At 38.1% G+C, this 21,688-nt stretch carries 5 protein-coding genes; 4 read left to right on the plus strand and 1 reads right to left on the minus strand.

Going from position 1 to position 21,688, the window contains the following annotated elements; genetic code table 11:
• Positions 1 to 5: 5 nt before the first annotated feature.
• The 4 genes from AC3IS6_RS10515 to AC3IS6_RS10530 all read left to right on the plus strand — a co-directional run bounded on the left by AC3IS6_RS10515 (position 6) and on the right by AC3IS6_RS10530 (position 20,428).
• Positions 6 to 9,341 (plus strand): non-ribosomal peptide synthetase, encoded by a 9,336-nt coding sequence (locus AC3IS6_RS10515; protein WP_489164823.1) that lies wholly within the window; start codon positions 6 to 8, stop codon positions 9,339 to 9,341.
• A 179-nt stretch (positions 9,342 to 9,520) separates the two neighbouring features.
• Positions 9,521 to 15,940 carry an amino acid adenylation domain-containing protein gene (locus AC3IS6_RS10520; protein WP_489164824.1) on the plus strand — a complete coding sequence of 2,140 codons (6,420 nt, stop codon included), beginning with the start codon at positions 9,521 to 9,523 and terminating at the stop codon, positions 15,938 to 15,940.
• A gap of 44 nt (positions 15,941 to 15,984) precedes the next feature.
• The gene (locus tag AC3IS6_RS10525; protein WP_489164825.1) at positions 15,985 to 19,290 is read left to right on the plus strand and encodes a non-ribosomal peptide synthetase; all 3,306 of its coding nucleotides are present in this window, start codon (positions 15,985 to 15,987) and stop codon (positions 19,288 to 19,290) included.
• A gap of 376 nt (positions 19,291 to 19,666) precedes the next feature.
• On the plus strand, positions 19,667 to 20,428 hold the full coding sequence (locus AC3IS6_RS10530) for a ThiF family adenylyltransferase (protein ID WP_173966686.1): 762 nt from the start codon (positions 19,667 to 19,669) through the stop codon (positions 20,426 to 20,428).
• A 251-nt stretch (positions 20,429 to 20,679) separates the two neighbouring features.
• On the opposite strand, the gene AC3IS6_RS10535 is transcribed toward AC3IS6_RS10530, so the two are convergent.
• The gene (locus AC3IS6_RS10535; protein WP_173964613.1) at positions 20,680 to 21,438 is read right to left on the minus strand and encodes a response regulator transcription factor; all 759 of its coding nucleotides are present in this window, start codon (positions 21,436 to 21,438) and stop codon (positions 20,680 to 20,682) included.
• Positions 21,439 to 21,688 lie beyond the last annotated feature (250 nt).

Here is a 21,688-nt window from a genome sequence, read left to right on the forward strand (position 1 = left end):
TACTTATGAAAAATAATGTCACAAATGTGCAGAAATATATCTGGCTTGATCAGATACTTGACAATGAGTCACCAAAATACAACATCGGCGGTTATGCCTTTATTAACGGAAGTATTGATGCGGAGCGTTTTAAAATAGCATTCAATATTCTGATTAAAGAGAACGATATTTTTTCCTTTGTTTTTGAAGAAAAGAGTGGTTTTCCTGTATATACCATTCAGGAAGCAGACAGTAATTTGGCATTAACCTGTATCGAAGAGTCAGAAGAATCAAAAGCGATTCAGATGATAGAGAAAGACTTTATACTTCCTTTTGATATCGAGAAGGACAGACAGCTTTACAAAATGTGGCTTATTAAAGTTGCTCCGGAATCGTATATCTGGTATTCTAAACTTCATCACATCATTTCTGACGGTTTTTCGTTTCAGTTATTGTTTAATAAAGTAAAACGAATTTATGAGCAATTGGGTACCAATGTTATATATGATGATTTATGTATCGGAAAAAACAAATTGTCTTACGAATCTTTTATAGCATTAGACAATGCATATAGAGCTTCTGAAGATTTTTCTAATGATAAAAACTTTTGGTTGGGACGTTATGAAGAGTTGCCTTCTTTGATCTATACCGGTACAAATAGATCAGCAGATCACTGTAATATAGAAATAGCCCTTACGGAGGAAGAAAACGAAGCTTTATGGACGTTTGTAAAAACAGAAAGGCTGAGTATTTTTCATTTATTGATTGGTTGTTTCTCTATTGTATTGTCAAAATATTACAATAGAGGAGAAGTTAATTTAGGGATGCCTATTTTGAACCGAAAAAATGCTGCCGAAAAAAATACTTTCGGACCGTTTTTGAGCATGTTACCGTTAAAGTTGACGTTAGAGACAACATCATCTGTAAGCGATTTCATAAAAGAAATTAGGAGCACTCTTTTTATGTGTTACAGACATCAGCGTTTTCAGCAGGCCGATATATTGCGTAACCTGCCACAGGAAACCTCAAAGCTGTATGATGTGAGATTGTCATACGAGCGCATGCAGTACGAATCTGAATTTTCAGGAAATAAAGCTACTATACATCCACTGTCTAATGATAGTGAAGAAGATCCTATTTCTATACATGTTTTTGAGGATGTAGAGGGGCAGCTTAGTTTTAGATTTGATATCAACGAAAAATATGTTTCAAAATTTGAAGCCAATCAGCTGATTACCTCATTCAGAAAAGTATTAACAGAATTAAAAGAGACCAGCAATACACCTATAGCCGAGATTCAAATTTCGAGTAATGAACAGTTAGAAGAAGTACAGGCAATTTCAAAAGGACCTGTTGTAAATAGGCCTGAAGAGACTTTTTTAGATCTTTGGAATGCGTCTGTAGTTAGCCATACTTCAAAAACAGCAGTTTCTTGTCAAACAAACATTCTGACTTATGAAACGCTTGAGGCACATGCCAACACAGTTGCTTCTTATCTACAGTTTAATGGCGTTAAAAAAGGAGATAAAGTAGGTGTAATGCTTTCGAGATCAGAAAAAAGCATTATCGGAATTCTTGCTATCATGAAAGCAGGAGCTGTTTATGTGCCTATTGATAATGCGTATCCGGAGGAAAGAAAACGCTACATTATAAAAGATGCCGGCTTAGATTTTATTGTGACAGATTCGTTTTCGAATTCTGTTTTAGAAGGCATCGAATATAATATAGATCATATATTGGAAGAGGATTCGACATCAGAAAATTATATTTCTGTTGATTTGAAACCTGAAGATAAAGCTTATATTATTTATACTTCCGGTTCAACGGGAGATGCTAAAGGTGTGGTTATTAATCACCGTTCTTTATATGATTATGTCCTGACATTTGGTGTTTATTTTGGTCTTACTGAAAAAGATATTGTATTGCAGCAGGCTTCCACTGCTTTTGATACTTCAGTAGAAGAAATTTTCCCGATTCTGTCTGTAGGAGGTAATTTAGTAATTGCTCATGAGACTAAGGATTTTAATGAATTGCTTAAAGACTGTGAACGTTTTGGCGTTACTTTATTAAGTACCAATCCTTTTGTTTTGCAATATCTTAATGACAGTCACAAAAGTTATAACTTAAACATTAAAACACTTATAAGTGGAGGAGATACATTAAAACCACATCAGGTAGATCAGCTGATTGGTATTTATGATATTTATAATACTTACGGACCAACAGAAAGTACAGTATGTGCGACATATTATAAAGTTGGAAAAACTGATACTCAATTTCCTATTGGAAAACCAATTACAAACAGAGGAGTATATCTGTTGGACGGAACAAAAATATTACCAAAAGGCGCCATTGGAGAAATCGGACTTTCAGGTGTAGGTTTGGCAGTTTCTTATCTGAATAAAAAAGAACTTACAAACAATGCCTTTATTAATATAAATGGAGAACGTATTTATAAAACGGGAGATTTAGGAAAGTGGGGTATCGACAATAACTTAATTTTTTATGGACGAAAAGACAGTCAGTTAAGTTATAAAGGATACCGTATTGAAGTAGGAGAAATAGAATTGGCCATACAAAAAGTAAACGCATACATCGTAGACAGTTATGTGTGTATTAACGAAGTTGGCGGGATGCCTATTTTGATTGCTTACCTGGTAGCAAACGAATCTTTTATTAATATATCTTCTTTAGTTATAGATTTAAAAAAGCATTTACCGGAATTTATGATTCCTACACATTTTGTAATTATAGATGCTATTCCTTTAATTCCTAACGGGAAAATCGATATTAAGAGTTTGCCAGAACCTAAAACTGTCAATATTACCGAAGCAGTTCAGTTACCAACAACACAGGAAGAAAAAGAGATTGCTGCTATCTGGCAGGAATTATTGCGACTGGATCAGGTAGATGTTAATGTTAGTTTTTTCGAATTAGGAGGACATTCTTTATTGGCCAATCAGTTTATTAGTAGTTTACGTGATCAAAAAGGGATTGAATTGTCGTTAAGAGATTTTTACAAATCTCCAACAATCAAAGAAATAAGTGAGCTGGTTCCTACTTTAAACAAGAAAGAAACCCAAAATATGAAAGCTCCTGAGCAGGAACTGTACCCGTTGTCTTTTTCACAAGACAGGCTGTGGTTCTTAAATCAGTTGGATAATACTGATACTTCTTATCACGTATCCAGAGCGATGAAACTAAATGGTTTTGTTGAGGTCGAGGCGCTTGAAGAAACGTTTGCAAAACTTATAGAAAAACATGAGATTTTAAGAACCGTTTTTGTAAACCAGGAGGGGAAACCTTGCCAAAAAATACTTCCTCCATTTTTTTATTCCATTCCTGTTATCGATTATACCGGTATAAAAAATAAGGAAAATAAAGATAAAGTAATTGCTGATTGTCTGGAAAGAGTAGAGAGCCGTGCTTTTGATATAGAAGAAGGGCCACTTTTTAGAATCGAATTATTGAAGTTTTCAGAACAGGAAAGTGTAGTACTATTTTCTGAGCATCATCTAATTTTAGACGGATGGACTCAGGGCATTTTATTCAGAGATTTTGTTGATATCTATAATGAATTAAAAAGAAATCCGGATTTTGAGGTAGAGCAACCGGAAGTTACCTTTAAAGACTATGCTTATTGGGAAAAAAATAGCCTAAACGAGAGCGTTATTAACGAGAAATTAGACTTTTGGGAAAACAAATTTGAAGGTTTTTCAAACGAACAGTTAGTGCCTTTAGATTTTGAAAGAAATGAAACCACTGTAAAAAAAGGCGGCACTATAGAACATGTTTTTTCATTAGACTTTTCAGAAAAATTACGTCAGTTTTCAGAAAAACAAGATGTGTCATTGTTTATCACCATGCTCACAGCTTTTAAAATAGTGTTGCATAAATTTAGCAATCAAACTGACATTTCGGTAGGGACGGCTGTTGCGAACAGACGTTATAAAGAATTTCAGGAAGTTCTGGGTATGATTGTCAATACAATCGCATTGCGCACCAATTTTAGTAACGATGATTCCTTAATGACTGTATTAAACGAGGTGAAAGAAACTTGCCTGGATGCCTATGCCTATGATGATACCCCTTTTGGGAAGGTAGTAGAAAGAATAAATCCGAAAAGAAGTTTACACTTACATCCCTTATTTCAATACATGTTTAGTTTTGTGAATGTTCCGATACAAAGCATGTCTTTGTTGGATGCAGACATCGAGATTTTAAAAGGACACAATAAGACATCCCGATTTGATATTAGTGTTGTAATAAATACCGTATACGAGCAAATCGATTCTTTAACAGATAATCAACCCGACCGAAGAATTTCAGTAGAATGGGATTATAATGCAGCCATCTTTAAATACGCGACAATGAAACGCGTTTTAAAAGCGTATCTAAAGGTTTTGGATGCTCTTGTAGAAAATCCTACGCAATCTTTAGCCACATTAGATTATATTTCTGCTTCAGAGAAAGAGACTCTTTTACAGGATTTTAATACTTCAAAAGCAGAGTTATCTTTAGATACCACAGCAGTTGCGTTGTTTGAGGAGCAAGTTGCTAAAACTCCCGATGCAGTAGCACTGATATTCGAGGACAGATCCTTGACTTATAAAGAACTGGATGGAGTATCCAATGAGTTGGCACATTACTTATTAAACAATTTTGAGATCAATGCAGAGGACTTAATCACCGTAAAACTGGAGCGCAGTGAGTGGATTTATATCTCCTTACTGGCCGTTTTAAAAACCGGCGCAGCGTATCTTCCAATCGACCCGACCTATCCGGAGCAAAGAATCGCTTACATCGAACAGGACAGTCAGAGTAAAGTTATAATTGACGAACGTTTGTTAGCAGACTTTAAATCTAGTCAGGAGAATTATCCAACAATATCACCTGCCATTGCTCTGGATCCAAATCAGCTGATGTATGTAATTTACACCTCAGGCTCCACAGGACAACCTAAGGGAGTTATGATCGAACATAAAAGTTTGGTCAATTACATCATCTACCAGACAGAAGAATTTGGATTGGATCATTCAGATCGTATCCTGCAATTCTCAAACAACGCCTTTGATGCGTCTATGGAACAAATCTTTTTAGCCTTGTTCAATGGAGCATCGCTGGTAGGCGTATCCAAAGAACGTATCATTGATCCGGCAGATTTTATAAATGTATTACAGGAAAATTCTATAACACACTTGCATACCACCCCCGGATATTTGGCAAATTTAGAAGACCTGTCCACGTGCAAAACACTAAAAAGAATCGTTGCCGCAGGAGAAATCTGTCCTAAAAACTTAGCAGAGAAAATGGTTAAAATTGCCGCTTTCTACAACAAGTACGGACCTACCGAAGCCACTATCAGTGCTACCATGTGTAGAGTGGACACAAGTCATTTAGAAAGTAATCTCATTCCCATCGGCAAACCCTTAAAAGGCAGTGAAGTTTATATCTTATCCGATGATCAGGCCTTAAAACCTATCGGAGTCTTCGGAGAAATATGCATCTCAGGGGATAGTCTTTCCCGAGGTTACCTCAACCAGGAAGAGTTAACAGCAGAGAAATTTGTTCCAAATCCTTTTATCAAAGGAGCTAAACTATACAAAACAGGCGATTTAGGCAGATGGCTAGCCGATGGAAACATCGAATTTTCGGGACGTAAAGATCATCAGGTCAAAGTAAGAGGACACCGTATTGAACTTGGAGAAATCGAACATGCCCTTTTAGCCCAAGAAAACATCAATCAGTGCGTAGTAACCGTGCAGGAGATAGAAACAGAAGCCGTAATTGTTGCCTATCTGGTTGGCGAGAAACCAGTAGACAAACAAGAACTCCGTTCACTGTTAAGTCATCAGCTGCCAGATTATATGGTACCGGGTTACTACGTTCAGGTGGATGCCATCGCCTTAACCTCTCATGGTAAAATAGACCTCAAAGCCTTGCCGGCGGTAGGCACAAACAACCTTGTACAGCAAGAATACAGCGCTCCGGTAACTGCCTTAGAGAAACAACTGGCGGTGATCTGGGAAGAAATACTGGGCATAAAAAACATTGGCATCACAGACAATTTCTTCGAATTAGGTGGTCACAGCTTAAAAGTCATCTTAGTGGCCAATAAAATCAACCGTCAGTTAGGCTATCAAATCAGCGTAAAAGACGTGTTTTTGAACCCTACCATCACAGGAATAATTTCCAAACTGGAAACAGGAGCTTTCATCGCCATACCCAAAGTAGAAGAGCAGGAAAACTATATTTTAACCTCGTCTCAGCATCGTTTATGGATACTGAGTCAGTTTGAAGGCGGGAACGAGGCCTACAACATTCCGGCTTCGTTTGAACTCGAAGGGCTTCTAAATGTAGAGCACCTGGCCGAAGCCTTTAAAACAGTTATTAGCCGACATGAAATCTTAAGAACCTCTTTCAAGCGAAATGAAGAAGGAGAAGTGCGCCAATTCATCACCGAGGCTTCAGCCGTAGACTTTAAAATTGATTATGCCGATTTCACTACAGTGGAAAACCAACAGGCGACAGTAGAAAAAAGAGTAGAAGAGTGCTACAAACATCAATTTGATTTAGGACAAGCACCATTAGTAAATTTGCATCTGCTTAAATTAGAAGAGAACAGACATTTGTTACTTTTTAACATGCATCATATCATCAGCGATGGCTGGTCTATGGGGATCTTAAGTAATGAACTCATCACGATTTACGATCATTTAGTTCAGGGCACAAACAGCAATTTACCGGAACTGACCCTACAATACAAAGATTATGCAAGTTGGATGAGAAGCGAAGAGCAAACCGCTAAACTAAAAAAATCAGAAGCCTACTGGCTTAACATATTTAGTGGAGACTTGCCGATACCGGAACTTCCGACAGACAAAATGAGACCTAAAGTGAAGACTTACGCAGGCGACTCAATTAGTTATAGATTCTCTAAAGAAGCAAGTAACAATTTACAATCCTTTTCAGAACAGCACCAGGCCAGTCTTTTTATGGTCTTAATGGCGGGAATAAACGGATTACTATCCAGATATTCCAACACCAGAGACCTTATTTTAGGAACTCCAGTAGCCGGGAGAGAGCATAGTGATTTAGAAAATCAAATTGGATTGTATCTAAATACTCTGGCCATTCGAACCAGTTTTGAAGACACAGCCAGTTTTGAAACCCTGCTGGAAACACAAAAAGAAACCCTATTAAATGCCTATTCACATCAGGAATATCCGCTGGATAATCTGGTAGAAGAACTAGGTCTGGGAAGAGATACCAGCAGATCAGCACTTTTTGATGTACTGGTTGTATTGCAAAACCAACAAGATCTGTTTGCATCAGATCAGCAAATAGAGGGATTAACCCTAACACCCTACAAAGGCTATCAAAGAAAAGTAAGTCAGTTTGATTTAAGCTTCATTTTTTCAGAAAACGAAGGTCAGTTGTCGCTGTACATCGAATACAACACCGATATTTATGAATCAGAATTTGTAGCACGCTTAGCCGAGCATTTGGAAACCTTTTTAACCGAAGCTATCCAAAATCCAAGTCAAAAAGTAGACAGCGTAAACTATTTAGGCACTGCTGAAAAAGCACAATTGCTGTATGATTTTAACGATACTACAGTGGAGTATTCCAACACCACGATGGTCGATCTGTTTGTAAATCAGGCAAGAAAAACCCCAGAACAAATTGCTCTGGTAACTGACGATAAAACTTTTACTTACCAAGAACTCGATGAGTTGTCGAACGAACTCTCGCATTATTTGTTGAGTAATTATAATTTAGGAATAGAAGATCTGGTAGGCGTAAAATTAGGCCGTACAGAATGGCTTCCTCTTGCTTTACTGGCAGTTTTAAAATCGGGCTGTGCTTATGTTCCAATCGATCCAAACTATCCGGCGCAGCGTATTGCTTATATTGAAGAAGACAGTAAATGTAAAGTGACCATAGACGAGGCTTTTATAAAAGCATTTAACCAATCGGCATCCATTTCAAAAGCACTTCCTCAGATTACTTTTAGCCCTGATAACCTGGCGTATATCATTTACACCTCAGGCTCAACGGGCAAACCAAAAGGAGTAATGATCACCCATCAGAATGCTTCAAAAATGCTGCACTGGTCGGAGAGAGAATTTAGCGATACCAACTTTGAGATTCTCTATGCGGTAACTTCTCATTGTTTTGATTTATCGGTCTATGAGTTTTTCTATCCGCTTAGTATCGGAAAGAAAATACGCTTATTAACCAACGGATTGGCCATTGGAGATTATATCCAAAACGATCAAAACGTACTAATCAACACCGTTCCTTCTGTGGTTCACACGCTTATCGAAAAAGGCACTTCCTTTGAAAATGCGGTTGGAATTAACCTTGCAGGGGAAGCTTTTCCGGTGAGTATCGCCAATCATTTCAAAGATTCAGGGATTGCTCTGAGAAACCTATACGGTCCTTCAGAAGATACCACTTATAGCAGTTATTACAGAGTTGAAGGTTCTTACGAGAGTTCAGTTCCTGTTGGAAAAGCGATAGACAACACTCAGTTTTACATTCTCTCAGATGCTTTGGCCTTACAGCCAGTGGGAGTCATTGGAGAAATCTGTATTTCGGGGGATGGATTGTCCAGAGGCTATTTGTACCAACCGGAACTAACGGCAGAAAAGTTTATTGAAAACCCTTTCAAAGAAGGCACTAAACTATACAAAACCGGAGATTTGGGTAAATGGTTACCCGATGGCACCGTCGTATGCATTGGCAGAAAAGACAGTCAGGTAAAAATCAGAGGCTATCGCATTGAACTTGGTGAGATCGAGCAAGTATTGCAGGCTCAGGAAGGCATCGACCAGTGTGTTGTTGTTACAGCGACCCTTCAGGGTGATCCTGTAATTGTGAGTTATCTGGTGAGCACTTCGGCAGTAGACAAACAACAGCTTCGATTGGCACTGGGACGTGAATTACCCGATTATATGGTACCGAGTTACTTTGTGTTTTTAAACCAATTGCCACTTACACCTAACGGTAAGATCGATAAAAATGCTTTGCCGGAAGTGAGTTCAGCTGATGTTATTCAACTCGAATATATAGCTCCAACTGATGAAATAGAAGAAAAACTGGTTGCCATCTGGCAGGACATACTAGGACTGGAAAAGATTGGTGTTACCGATAATTTCTTCGAATTAGGAGGGAACAGTTTAAAAGCCACTGTTTTAATCAACAGAATCAACAGGGCTTTCGATACCAGATTTTCGATTCAGGATTTGTATAAAACCCAGGATATTATTGGAGTTTCAAAAAAATTAAAATTTATAGTTTTTCAAAATCAATTAGCGGTAGAAACAGCTGATGATCTGGATGAGATATTGATCTAAAATTTAATCGCGAGTTTCGTTTTAGATCTAAACATGGCTATACTTTATAGCCATGTTTTTTTTGTACTATAGATACATTCAGCCCTTTGTGGAGGCTATTTTGTTGTTAATCACTGAGCGTATAGTATGTGAATTCTAAAAATCATACAGGCGTTTTTCTTTACTTTAAAAATCATATCATGATAGAAAATTTAATACACATTCTACAATCTTTAAATATCGGGCTTAGAATAGAGAATGGAGATCTGAAAATTAATGCTCCAAAAGGAACTTTGACTCCTGAAATTATTGAAGAAATTAAAGCTCATAAAAATGAATTAATCACCTTACTTTCTTCTTCAGAATCTATTCCGAAAGCAGCAGTCAAATATTCTTATGCGCTTACTTCATCACAGCACCGATTGTGGACATTGAGTCAGTTTGAAACAGGGAACTCGGCCTACAACATATTTGATGCCTTCGAATTTAAAGGAGCGCTGAATTTGGAAAAATTGACAGAAGCCTATAAAATCATAGTAGAACGACATGAGAGTTTACGGACTGTTTTTAAAGAAGATGAAGAGGGAAATTTGGGGCAGTATATCATTCCAGTTGCCGAATTCAAGGGAGCTTTACAACTTACAGATTTAACGAATGCTACAGAGGAAACCCTGAGCAATCATGCTGATAGACTTTTAAGGCATGCTTTCGATTTAGAAAAAGGGCCTTTGTTTATTGGTGAGATTGTAAAAGCGGCTGCCGATCGTCATATCCTGATGTTGAACATGCACCATATTATTGGCGATGGCTGGTCGATGGGAGTATTAAGCAAAGAGTTTATGGCCATTTACAATGGATTGTCTACAGGACATGAAGTAGTATTACCGGAATTGTCTATTCAATACAAAGATTACTCAGAGTGGCAAAATAGTGAGGCCAGACAAGCAGTGCTGGAAAAATCCAAAGCATCCTGGTTAGATCGATTTTCGGGAGAACTGCCTGTTTTGGAATTGCCGTCGAGTACAACCAGACCTAAGCTTAAAACTTATAATGGTTCAGGGGTAGATTATTCTTTTTCTAAAGAAAATACTGCTCAGTTGAATGCCTATGCACAGCAAAACGGGATGACACTTTTTATGGTTTTAATGGCAGGGATAAACGGATTGCTTTACAGATACACTAACGCCAAAGATCTTATTTTGGGGACTCCTGTAGCGGGAAGAGAACATAGTGATTTAGAAAATCAGGTTGGTTTGTATTTGAATACACTGGCAATTCGAACCACATTTGAACAAGAAGTTACTTTTGAAGAATTATTGGCCATACAAAAAGAAACCTTATTAACAGCCTATTCACATCAGGATTATCCTTTCGATAGTTTAGTAGAAGAACTTGGGATCAAAAGAGATCTAAGCAGATCTGTTTTGTTTGATGTTTTAGTGGTATTTCAAAACCAGCAGGAGCTATTAAAAGCCGAAGGTTTAGTTTTGAATGGTCTTGAGATAGCTCCCTATAAAAATGTAAAAAAATCATTTAGCAAGTTTGATCTGACCTTTTATTTTTCAGAGATAAAGGGACAATTGTCCTTACGTATCGGATACAATACTGATATTTATGAGGCGGATTTTGTAACGCGTCTGGCTTCGCATTTTGATAGCTTTTTAACAGAAGCAGTCCAAAATCCGAATCAAAAAGTAGCCACATTAGAATATATTTCCTCATCAGAAAAGAAAATCCTTTTACAGGATTTTAACGAGCCCAAAACAGAGAATCCATTAAACATCACAGCCGTTGCCTTATTTGAGCAGCAAGCCACCAGAACACCGGATGCTGTTGCCTTGGTATTCGAAGACCGCTCTTTGACATATAAAGAACTGGATGAAGTATCCAATAAGTTGGCGCATTACTTATTAAATAATTTTGAGATCAATGCAGAGGACTTAATAACCGTAAAATTAGACCGCAGTGAGTGGATTTACATCTCCTTACTGGCTGTTTTAAAAACCGGCGCAGCGTATCTTCCAATCGATCCGACCTATCCGGAGCAAAGAATCGCTTACATCGAACAGGACAGTCAGAGTAAAGTTATAATTGACGAACGTTTGTTAGCAGACTTTAAATCTAGTCAGGAGAATTATCCAACAACATCACCTGCCATTGCTCTGGATCCAAATCAGCTGATGTATGTGATTTACACCTCAGGCTCCACAGGACAACCTAAGGGAGTTATGATCGAACATAAAAGTTTGGTCAATTACATCATCAACCAGACAGAAGAATTTGGATTGGATCATTCAGATCGTATCCTGCAATTCTCAAACAACGCCTTTGATGCTTCTATGGAGCAAATCTTTTTAGCCTTGTTCAATGGAGCATCGCTGGTAGGGGTATCCAAAGAGCGTATCATCGATCCGGCTGATTTTATCAATGTATTGCATGAAAATTCCATAACACACTTGCATACTACCCCCGGATATTTGGCAAATTTAGAAGACCTGTCCACGTGCAAAACACTAAAAAGAATCGTTGCCGCAGGAGAAATCTGTCCTAAAAACTTAGCAGAGAAAATGGTTAAAATTGCCGCTTTCTACAACAAGTACGGACCTACCGAAGCCACTATCAGTGCTACCATGTGCAGAGTCGACACAAGTCATTTAGAAAGTAATCTCATTCCCATCGGCAAACCTTTAAAAGGCAGTGAAGTTTATATCTTATCCGATGATCAGGCCTTAAAACCTATCGGAGTCTTCGGAGAAATATGCATCTCAGGGGATAGTCTCTCCCGAGGTTACCTCAACCAGGAAGAGTTAACAGCAGAGAAATTTGTTCCAAATCCTTTTATCAAAGGAGCTAAACTATACAAAACAGGCGATTTAGGCAGATGGCTAGCCGATGGAAACATCGAATTTTCGGGACGTAAAGATCATCAGGTCAAAGTAAGAGGCCACCGTATTGAACTTGGAGAAATCGAACATGCCCTTTTAGCTCAGGAAAACATCAGTCAATGCGTTGTGGTGGTTAAGCAAATAGAAGGAGAGCTTGCAATTGTATCTTATCTGGTTGGAGAAAACCAACTGAACAAACAGGAACTCCGCGCCAAATTGAGCCATCACTTGCCGGATTATATGCTGCCTTCTTATTACGTACAATTAGAATCTATTCCTTTAACCTCACATGGTAAAGTCGATACAAAAGCCTTTCCGTCAGTGGGTGCAGGTGACATTGTGCTGCAGAAATACATAGCTCCGACAACAGCCTTAGAAAAAGAACTAGTGGCCATCTGGGAAGAAATACTGGGCATAAAAAACATTGGAGTAACAGACAACTTTTTTGAATTGGGCGGTCACAGCTTAAAAGTCATCTTAGTGGCCAATAAAATCAACCGTCAGTTAGGCTATCAAATCAGCGTAAAAGACGTGTTTTTGAACCCTACCATCACAGGAATAATTACCAAACTGGAAGCTGGAGCTTTCACCGCCATACCCAAAGCAGAAGAACAGGAAGACTATGTTCTAACCTCATCTCAGCACCGATTGTGGATACTGAGTCAGTTTGAAGGTGGTAATCAGGCGTATAACATTCCGGGATCTTTTGAACTCGAAGGGCTTCTAAATGTAGAGCACCTGGCCGAAGCCTTTAAAACAGTTATTAGCCGACATGAAATCTTAAGAACCTCTTTCAAGCGAAATGAAGAAGGAGAAGTGCGCCAATTCATCACCGAGGCTTCAGCCGTAGACTTTAAAATTGATTACGCAGACTTTAGTAAAATTAAAAATCAAGAAGTAGCTCTCAAAGAAAGAGTAGTGGAGTCTTATCAGCATCAATTTGATTTGGGCAAAGCACCTTTGGTCAATTTACATCTGCTTAAATTAGAAGAGAACAGACATTTGTTGCTCTTTAACATGCATCATATCATTAGTGATGGCTGGTCTATGGGAATTTTAAGTAATGAGCTTTTAACACTTTATCATTATCTGGTTCAGGGTATAAAAAGCAATTTACCGGAACTGACCATACAATATAAAGACTATGCGTCCTGGATGAGAAGCGAAAAACAGCTTTCGAAACTAAAAGAATCAGAAACCTACTGGCTGAATATTTTTAGCGGAGACCTGCCGGTATTGGAACTTCCAACTCCTAAAATGAGACCTAAAGTGAAGACTTACGCAGGCGACTCAATTAGTTATAGATTCTCTAAAGAAGCAAGTAACAATTTACAATCCTTTTCAGAACAGCACCAGGCCAGTCTTTTTATGGTCTTAATGGCGGGAATAAACGGATTACTATCCAGATATTCCAACACCAGAGACCTTATTTTAGGAACTCCAGTAGCCGGGAGAGAGCATAGTGATTTAGAAAATCAAATTGGATTGTATCTAAATACTCTGGCCATTCGAACCAGTTTTGAAGACACAGCCAGTTTTGAAACCCTGCTGGAAACACAAAAAGAAACCCTATTAAATGCCTATTCACATCAGGAATATCCGCTGGATAATCTGGTAGAAGAACTAGGTCTGGGAAGAGATACCAGCAGATCAGCACTTTTTGATGTACTGGTTGTATTGCAAAACCAACAAGATCTGTTTGCATCAGATCAGCAAATAGAGGGATTAACCCTAACACCCTACAAAGGCTATCAAAGAAAAGTAAGTCAGTTTGATTTAAGCTTCATTTTTTCAGAGAAAGAAGGACAATTGATTTTACACATCGAATACAACACCGATATTTATGAGGCAGATTTTGTAATGCGTCTGGCTTCGCATTTGGATACCTTTTTAACAGAAGCGACCCAAAATCCAAGCCAAAAAGTAGACAGTCTGAACTATTTAGGCACTGCTGAAAAAGCACAATTGCTGTATGATTTTAACGATACTACAGTGGAGTATCCCAACACCACGATGGTCGATCTGTTTGTAAATCAGGCGAGAAAAACCCCGGAACAAATTGCTCTGGTAACCGACGATAAAACTTTTACTTACCAAGAACTCGATGAGGTATCGAACGAACTCTCGCATTATTTGTTGAGTAATTACAATCTGGGAATAGAAGATCTGGTAGGTGTAAAATTGGGACGCAATGAATGGCTTCCTATTGCTTTATTGGCAGTTTTAAAATCAGGTTGTGCTTATGTTCCAATTGATCCGAACTATCCGGCGCAGCGTATTGCTTATATTGAAGAAGACAGTAAATGTAAAGTGACCATAGACGAGGCTTTTATAAAAGTATTTAACCAATCGTCATCCATTTCAAAAGCACTTCCTCAGATCACTTTCACACCCGATAATCTGGCGTATATCATTTACACCTCAGGCTCAACGGGCAAACCAAAAGGAGTAATGATCACCCATCAGAATGCTTCAAAAATGCTGCACTGGTCGGAGAGAGAATTTAGCGATACCAACTTTGAGATTCTCTATGCGGTAACTTCTCATTGTTTTGATTTATCGGTCTATGAGTTTTTCTATCCGCTTAGTATCGGAAAGAAAATCCGCTTATTAACCAACGGATTAGCCATTGGAGATTATATCCAAAACGATCAAAACGTACTGATCAATACCGTTCCTTCTGTGGTTCACACGCTTATCGAAAAAGGGACTTCTTTTGAGAATGCGGTTGGAATTAACCTTGCCGGGGAAGCTTTTCCGGTGAGCATTGCCAATCATTTCAAAGATTCAGGGATTGCTCTGAGAAACCTATACGGTCCTTCAGAAGATACCACTTATAGCAGTTATTACAGAGTTGAAGGTTCTTACGAGAGTTCAGTTCCTGTTGGAAAAGCGATAGACAATACTCAGTTTTACATTCTCTCAGATGCTTTGGCCTTACAGCCAGTGGGAGTCATTGGAGAAATCTGTATTTCGGGGGATGGATTGTCCAGAGGCTATTTGTACCAACCGGAACTAACGGCAGAAAAGTTTATTGAAAACCCTTTCAAAGAAGGCACTAAACTATACAAAACCGGAGATTTGGGTAAATGGTTATCCGATGGCACCGTCGTATGCATCGGCAGAAAAGACAGTCAGGTAAAAATCAGAGGTTATCGCATTGAACTTGGTGAGATCGAGCAGGTATTGCAAGCTCAGGAAGGCATCGACCAGTGTGTTGTTGTTACAGCGACCCTTCAGGGTGATCCTGTAATTGTGAGTTATCTGGTGAGCACTTCGGCAGTAGACAAACAACAGCTTCGATTGGCACTGGGACGTGAATTACCCGATTATATGGTACCGAGTTACTTTGTATTCTTAAACCAATTACCACTTACACCCAACGGAAAAATCGATAAAAATGCCTTACCGGCGGTGAGTTCAGCTGATGTTATTCAACTCGAATATATAGCTCCAACTGATGAAATAGAAGAAAAACTGGTTGCCATCTGGGAGGACATACTAGGACTGGAAAAGATTGGTGTTACCGATAATTTCTTCGAATTAGGAGGGAACAGTTTAAAAGCCACTGTTTTAATCAACAGAATCAACAGGACTTTTGACACCAGATTTTCCATTCAGGATTTGTACGAGAGTCAGGACGTTATTGGGGTCTCAGAAAAACTAAAATTTATAGTTTTTCAGAATCAATTGGCAGGAGAGTCAACGGATGATCTTGACGAGATAATGATATAGTTCTAAACCATAGAGGTACTTTAATTTATTTAAAAAATCATATCGTGATAAAAAAATTAATACATACGTTACAGTCCTTAAATATCAGACTTAAGATAGATAATGGAAACCTAAAGATTAATGCCCCAAAAGGGGCTTTGACTCCTGAAATTATTGAAGACATTAAAGTTTATAAAAAGGAACTGATTGCACTGCTTTCCTTTTCTGAATCTATTCCGAAAGCCGAAATAAAAGATTCTTATGCGCTTACCTCTTCTCAACACCGATTGTGGACATTGAGTCAGTTTGAAACCGGGAACTCGGCCTACAACATATTTGTTGCCTTCGAATTTAAAGGAGTGTTGAATTTAGAAAAATTAGCCGAAACGTTTCAAATTTTGGTAAAACGACATGAGAGTTTACGCACTGTTTTTAAAGCAGATGAACAGGGGAATCTGGGGCAGTACATTGTTCCCGTTGCCCAATATAAAGGAACTTTGGAACGGACAGATTTAACTAATGTTACAGAGGAAGCCTTGAGTAATCATGCTGATACACGCCAAAGACATACTTTCGATTTAGAGAAAGGACCTCTTTTTATAGCTGAGATTGTAAAAACGGCTGCCGATCGTCATATTCTGATGCTGAACATGCACCATATTATTGGTGATGGCTGGTCTATGGGGATATTGAGCAAAGAGTTTATAACCATTTATAATGGATTATCAATAGGGAATGAAGTGGCATTGCCGAACCTGTCTATTCAGTACAAAGACTATTCGGAATGGCAGAACAGTTCTGCAAGACAAGTTCTGTTGGAAAAGGCCAAGGTATTTTGGCTGGATACTTTTTCGGGAGATTTACCTGTTTTGGAATTGCCTTCGAGTATAACCAGACCTAAGCTTAAAACCTATAATGGTTCGGGATTTAATTATTCTTTTTCTAAAGAGGGTACTGCCCGGCTGAATACCTATGCACAGCATAACGGGGTGACGCTTTTCATGCTTTTAATGGCTGGGATAAACGGATTACTTTCGAGATACACCAATACTAGAGACCTTATTTTAGGAACTCCCGTAGCAGGAAGAGAACACAGCGATTTGGAAAATCAGGTGGGTTTGTATTTGAATACTCTGGCGATTCGGACGACTTTTGAAGAAACAGCCAGTTTTGAAACCTTATTGGCCATACAAAAGGAAACTTTATTAAATGGGTATTCCAATCAGGAATATTCTTTTGACAGTTTAGTGGAAGCGCTTGAACTCAAAAGAGATTTAAGCAGATCTGTTTTATTTGATGTTTTAGTGGTACTTCAGAATCAGCAGGAATTATTGGCGTCTGAAGGTTTAACGCTAAATGGGATTGAAGTATCGGCCTACAAACAGTTGAAAAAACCTTTCAGTAAATTTGATCTGACTTTTGCTTTTTCAGAAAACGAAGGTCAGTTGTCGCTGTACATCGAATACAACACCGATATTTATGAGGCAGATTTTGTAACGCGTCTGGCTTCGCATTTGGAAACCTTTTTAACAGAAGCGACCCAAAATCCAAGTCAAAAAGTAGATAGTCTGAACTATTTAGGCACTGCCGAAAAAGCACAATTGCTGTATGATTTTAACGATACTACAGTGGAGTATCCCAACACCACCATGGTCGATCTGTTTGTAAATCAGGCAAGAAAAACCCCGGAACAAATTGCTCTGGTAACCGACGATAAAACTTTTACTTACCAAGAACTCGATGAGTTGTCGAACGAACTCTCGCATTATTTGTTGAGTAATTATAATTTAGGAATAGAAGATCTGGTAGGTGTAAAATTAGGCCGCACAGAATGGCTTCCTATTGCTTTACTGGCTGTTTTAAAATCGGGCTGTGCTTATGTTCCAATTGATCCGAACTATCCGGCGCAGCGTATTGCTTATATTGAAGAAGACAGTAAATGTAAAGTGACCATAGACGAGGCTTTTATAAAAGCATTTAACCAATCGGCATCCATTTCAAAAGCACTTCCGAAGATCAATTTCACACCCGATAACCTGGCGTATATCATTTACACCTCAGGCTCAACGGGTAAACCAAAAGGAGTAATGATTACCCATCAGAACGCTTCAAAAATGCTGCACTGGTCGGAGAGAGAATTTAGCGATACCAACTTTGAGATTCTCTACGCGGTAACTTCTCATTGTTTTGATTTATCGGTCTATGAGTTTTTCTATCCGCTTAGTATCGGAAAGAAAATACGCTTATTAACCAACGGATTAGCCATTGGAGATTATATCCAAAACGATCAAAACGTACTGATCAATACCGTTCCTTCTGTGGTTCACACGCTTATCGAAAAAGGGACTTCTTTTGAAAATGCGGTTGGAATTAACCTTGCCGGGGAAGCTTTTCCGGTGAGCATTGCCAATTATTTCAAAGATTCCGGGATTGTTCTGAGAAACCTATACGGCCCTTCAGAAGATACTACTTATAGCAGTTATTACAGAGTTGAAGGTTCTTATGAGAGTTCAGTTCCTGTTGGAAAAGCGATAGACAACACTCAGTTTTACATTCTCTCAGATGCTTTGGCCTTACAGCCAGTGGGAGTCATTGGAGAAATCTGTATTTCGGGGGATGGATTGTCCAGAGGCTATTTGTACCAACCGGAACTAACGGCAGAAAAGTTTATTGAAAACCCTTTCAAAGAAGGCACTAAACTATACAAAACCGGAGATTTGGGTAAATGGTTACCCGATGGCACCGTCGTATGCATTGGCAGAAAAGACAGTCAGGTAAAAATCAGAGGCTATCGCATTGAACTTGGTGAGATCGAGCAAATATTGCAGGCTCAGGAAGGCATCGACCAGTGTGTTGTTGTTACAGCGACCATTCAAGGTGATCCTGTAATTGTGAGTTATCTGGTGAGCACTTCGGCAGTAGACAAACAACAGCTTCGATTGGCACTGGGACGTGAATTACCCGATTATATGGTACCGAGTTACTTTGTGTTTTTAAACCAATTGCCACTTACACCTAACGGTAAGATCGATAAAAATGCTTTGCCGGAGGTGAGTTCAGCAGATGTTATTCAACAGGAATATATCGCTCCTTCTAATGAGACAGAGGAAAAGCTGGTTGCGATATGGCAGGACATTTTACAGAAAGACAAAATAGGAGTCGGGGATATCTTCTTTGCGCTTGGCGGACACAGTCTAAAGGCAACGCAGGTAATTTCTAAAATTCAGAAAGAATTCAATATTAAAATTGAACTTAAAGAATTGTACAATGAACCCACTATTAACAATCTGGCGCGTCACATAGAATCCATACAAATCTTAAACAATCAGCCGCTGATTTCTTCAGTGGCAGGAGATGAATTGTTTTTTTAAGATTGTGGTCTCTTCCTAAAAAAGGAAAGAAATGATCAGATATAAACAACTAAATGAAACAGTTACGAGAGTGTTCTTGTAACTGTTTTTTTGTTTTATAGCCTTTCGTAATTTAGTTTGAAACAACAGATACATGTTCTGTAGCGCGTTGAAGTTTAAAAGAAAAACTGTTCTAAACATCAGGGGGTATCTCGCTAAAAATCCAATATGATTATCATCTGTAAATGAATTATTGTCTAATTGACTGATTTGAAATGAATAAGTGTTTTTAAAGACAAGAAATTAGTGTTTATAAGGGTTGAACCGGTAAAAACTACCTTTTTGGTTAAAAGGGTGCCTCTTGTTTATGTTTAATTTTGAATAAAAAATACGTACTATGGATGATCGTTATTCAAAAAATAAACTTTATCTGACAGATGAAGAACAAGAAATTATAAAAAACTTCCCCATTTTGTTGGCAGGGAGCGGCATTGGAAGCGTAATTGCGGAATGTGCGTTGCGTTTTGGTTTTGAAAAAATTACCATTGTTGATGGTGATCTGGTAGAGCGGTCTAATTTAAGCCGACAGAATTACACCGAAGATGATGTCGATTCAAACAAGGTAGATGCTTTGGCCAGACGATTGAGATCGATTAATAAAAATGCTGAAATCAATTGTCTCGATTTTTTCTTAACTGTTGAAAACATAGGAGATCATATTAATGGTCATAAAGCAGCAATCAATACACTGGACTTTTCTTCTCCGGTACCACTCATATTTGATACGGCTTGCCAAAAGCTTGATATTCCGGTTCTGCATCCTTATAATATAGGATGGGGAAGTCTGGTTACTGTTATCGCCAGAGATGGTCTTCTTTTGAATGCGCTGGCCAACCAGGATGAGGAATTTAATGATGCAACTATGATGGATTACGCCTCAAGTTACCTCAGATTCTGGGGAAATCCGCAAAAATGGATGGATAGCATTATTGAAAAATACAAAATCGAAAAAGGATGTCAGTCACCACCACAAATGGCCATCGCTTCCTGGTCGGTAGCAGCCTTATGCACCCACTTGCTATTTAACATTGCGACGGGTAAAAAATTCAAGAAATTCCCTGAGTTTTATCTGTCCGCTATTATAGACGAGGATTTATAGCGTATTAAAGAAAGCCATTGGGTGTGGGTTGAAATAATGACCTGACATTTAGGAATATAGCTTTTATGTTCTTTAAAGAGTGTGAAAGCTATGTTTTTTATATGATTGAGTAATTGCCGATGAATTAAGTTGATTGTGAGATGCAAGATAATAGACACAAGATAATTAGATTAAAAAATCTGCAGAATCTGCGTGAAAGAATATTTAACACATAGAACAACTTATTCTTCTATGTGTTAAAAAAATGTAGGTTAAATCAGTTTATTACTGGTTGCATAAGCTATTGCCTCTGCAATATTACCGACACCTAGTTTGGTGAACAACTTCCTTTTGTGAAATTTGATAGTATCAGCCGAGACAAACATACTTTCGGCCATATTGGCAATGGTAAAGCCTCTAATCGAATATTGCAAAACCTCCTTCTCGCGGCTGGTGAGTTCTATTTTTTTCATCATCTTCCAAAAATCTCCTTCCAGATCATAGCTATAGATCTTATTCTCCCCTTTTTTATAAATCTTAATATTTCCGGACTGCAGTTCAGAAGAAAGTGAAATAATACAGATCGACTTCCAGATCTTACCGTCATTAGTTAAAAAAACGGGAGTCAGCTTTTGATTCACCAGAAATGTCTTTCCACTGGGATTCTTTAATCGAAAGTCGTATGATATCGTATGATGTATGCGCTCTTCTACTGGGATATTTTGATAAAAATCAAAACCTATAGTGTTGATCTTCAGTAATAAATCTAGATCTTCTTTTATAACGTACTTAAAGTAAAAGGCATAGCCTAATTCCTGAACTTCTGCAGGAGTGTGATCGCATAAGAACAATGGATTTTCAGACACATACTCAAAACCCTTCTTTTCGTAGTCAATAATATAAATACTGCTGTAAGTAGTTCTGGCAAACGCCCTGACCAGTTCTAAATAATCTCCAAGTCTGCCTTTTTCGTCTTCAGAGATCTTCTGAACGGTGTTGTTTGAGGAAAAAAAGTCGTTTTCAATTACCATATTTTAGTATTTTTTTAACAGGATGTGAATATAGGAAAAATTGCAGATATGATATTAAAAAAATTAATCCTGCTCTAATATAATTTTAATACAGCAGGGTAATACATTCGTTTTTTTGACACTTTTTTTTGACAATAAAATGTCGTTTCAAAAACTACACTTAAAGGTGGTTTTTATTTAAAATACTGAAAACTAGTATTTTGTGTAATATGAAGCGTAACTTGTGGTGATAGTTTTGGAGAAAACAAAT

This window comes from Flavobacterium sp. KH_035, assembly GCF_057839565.1.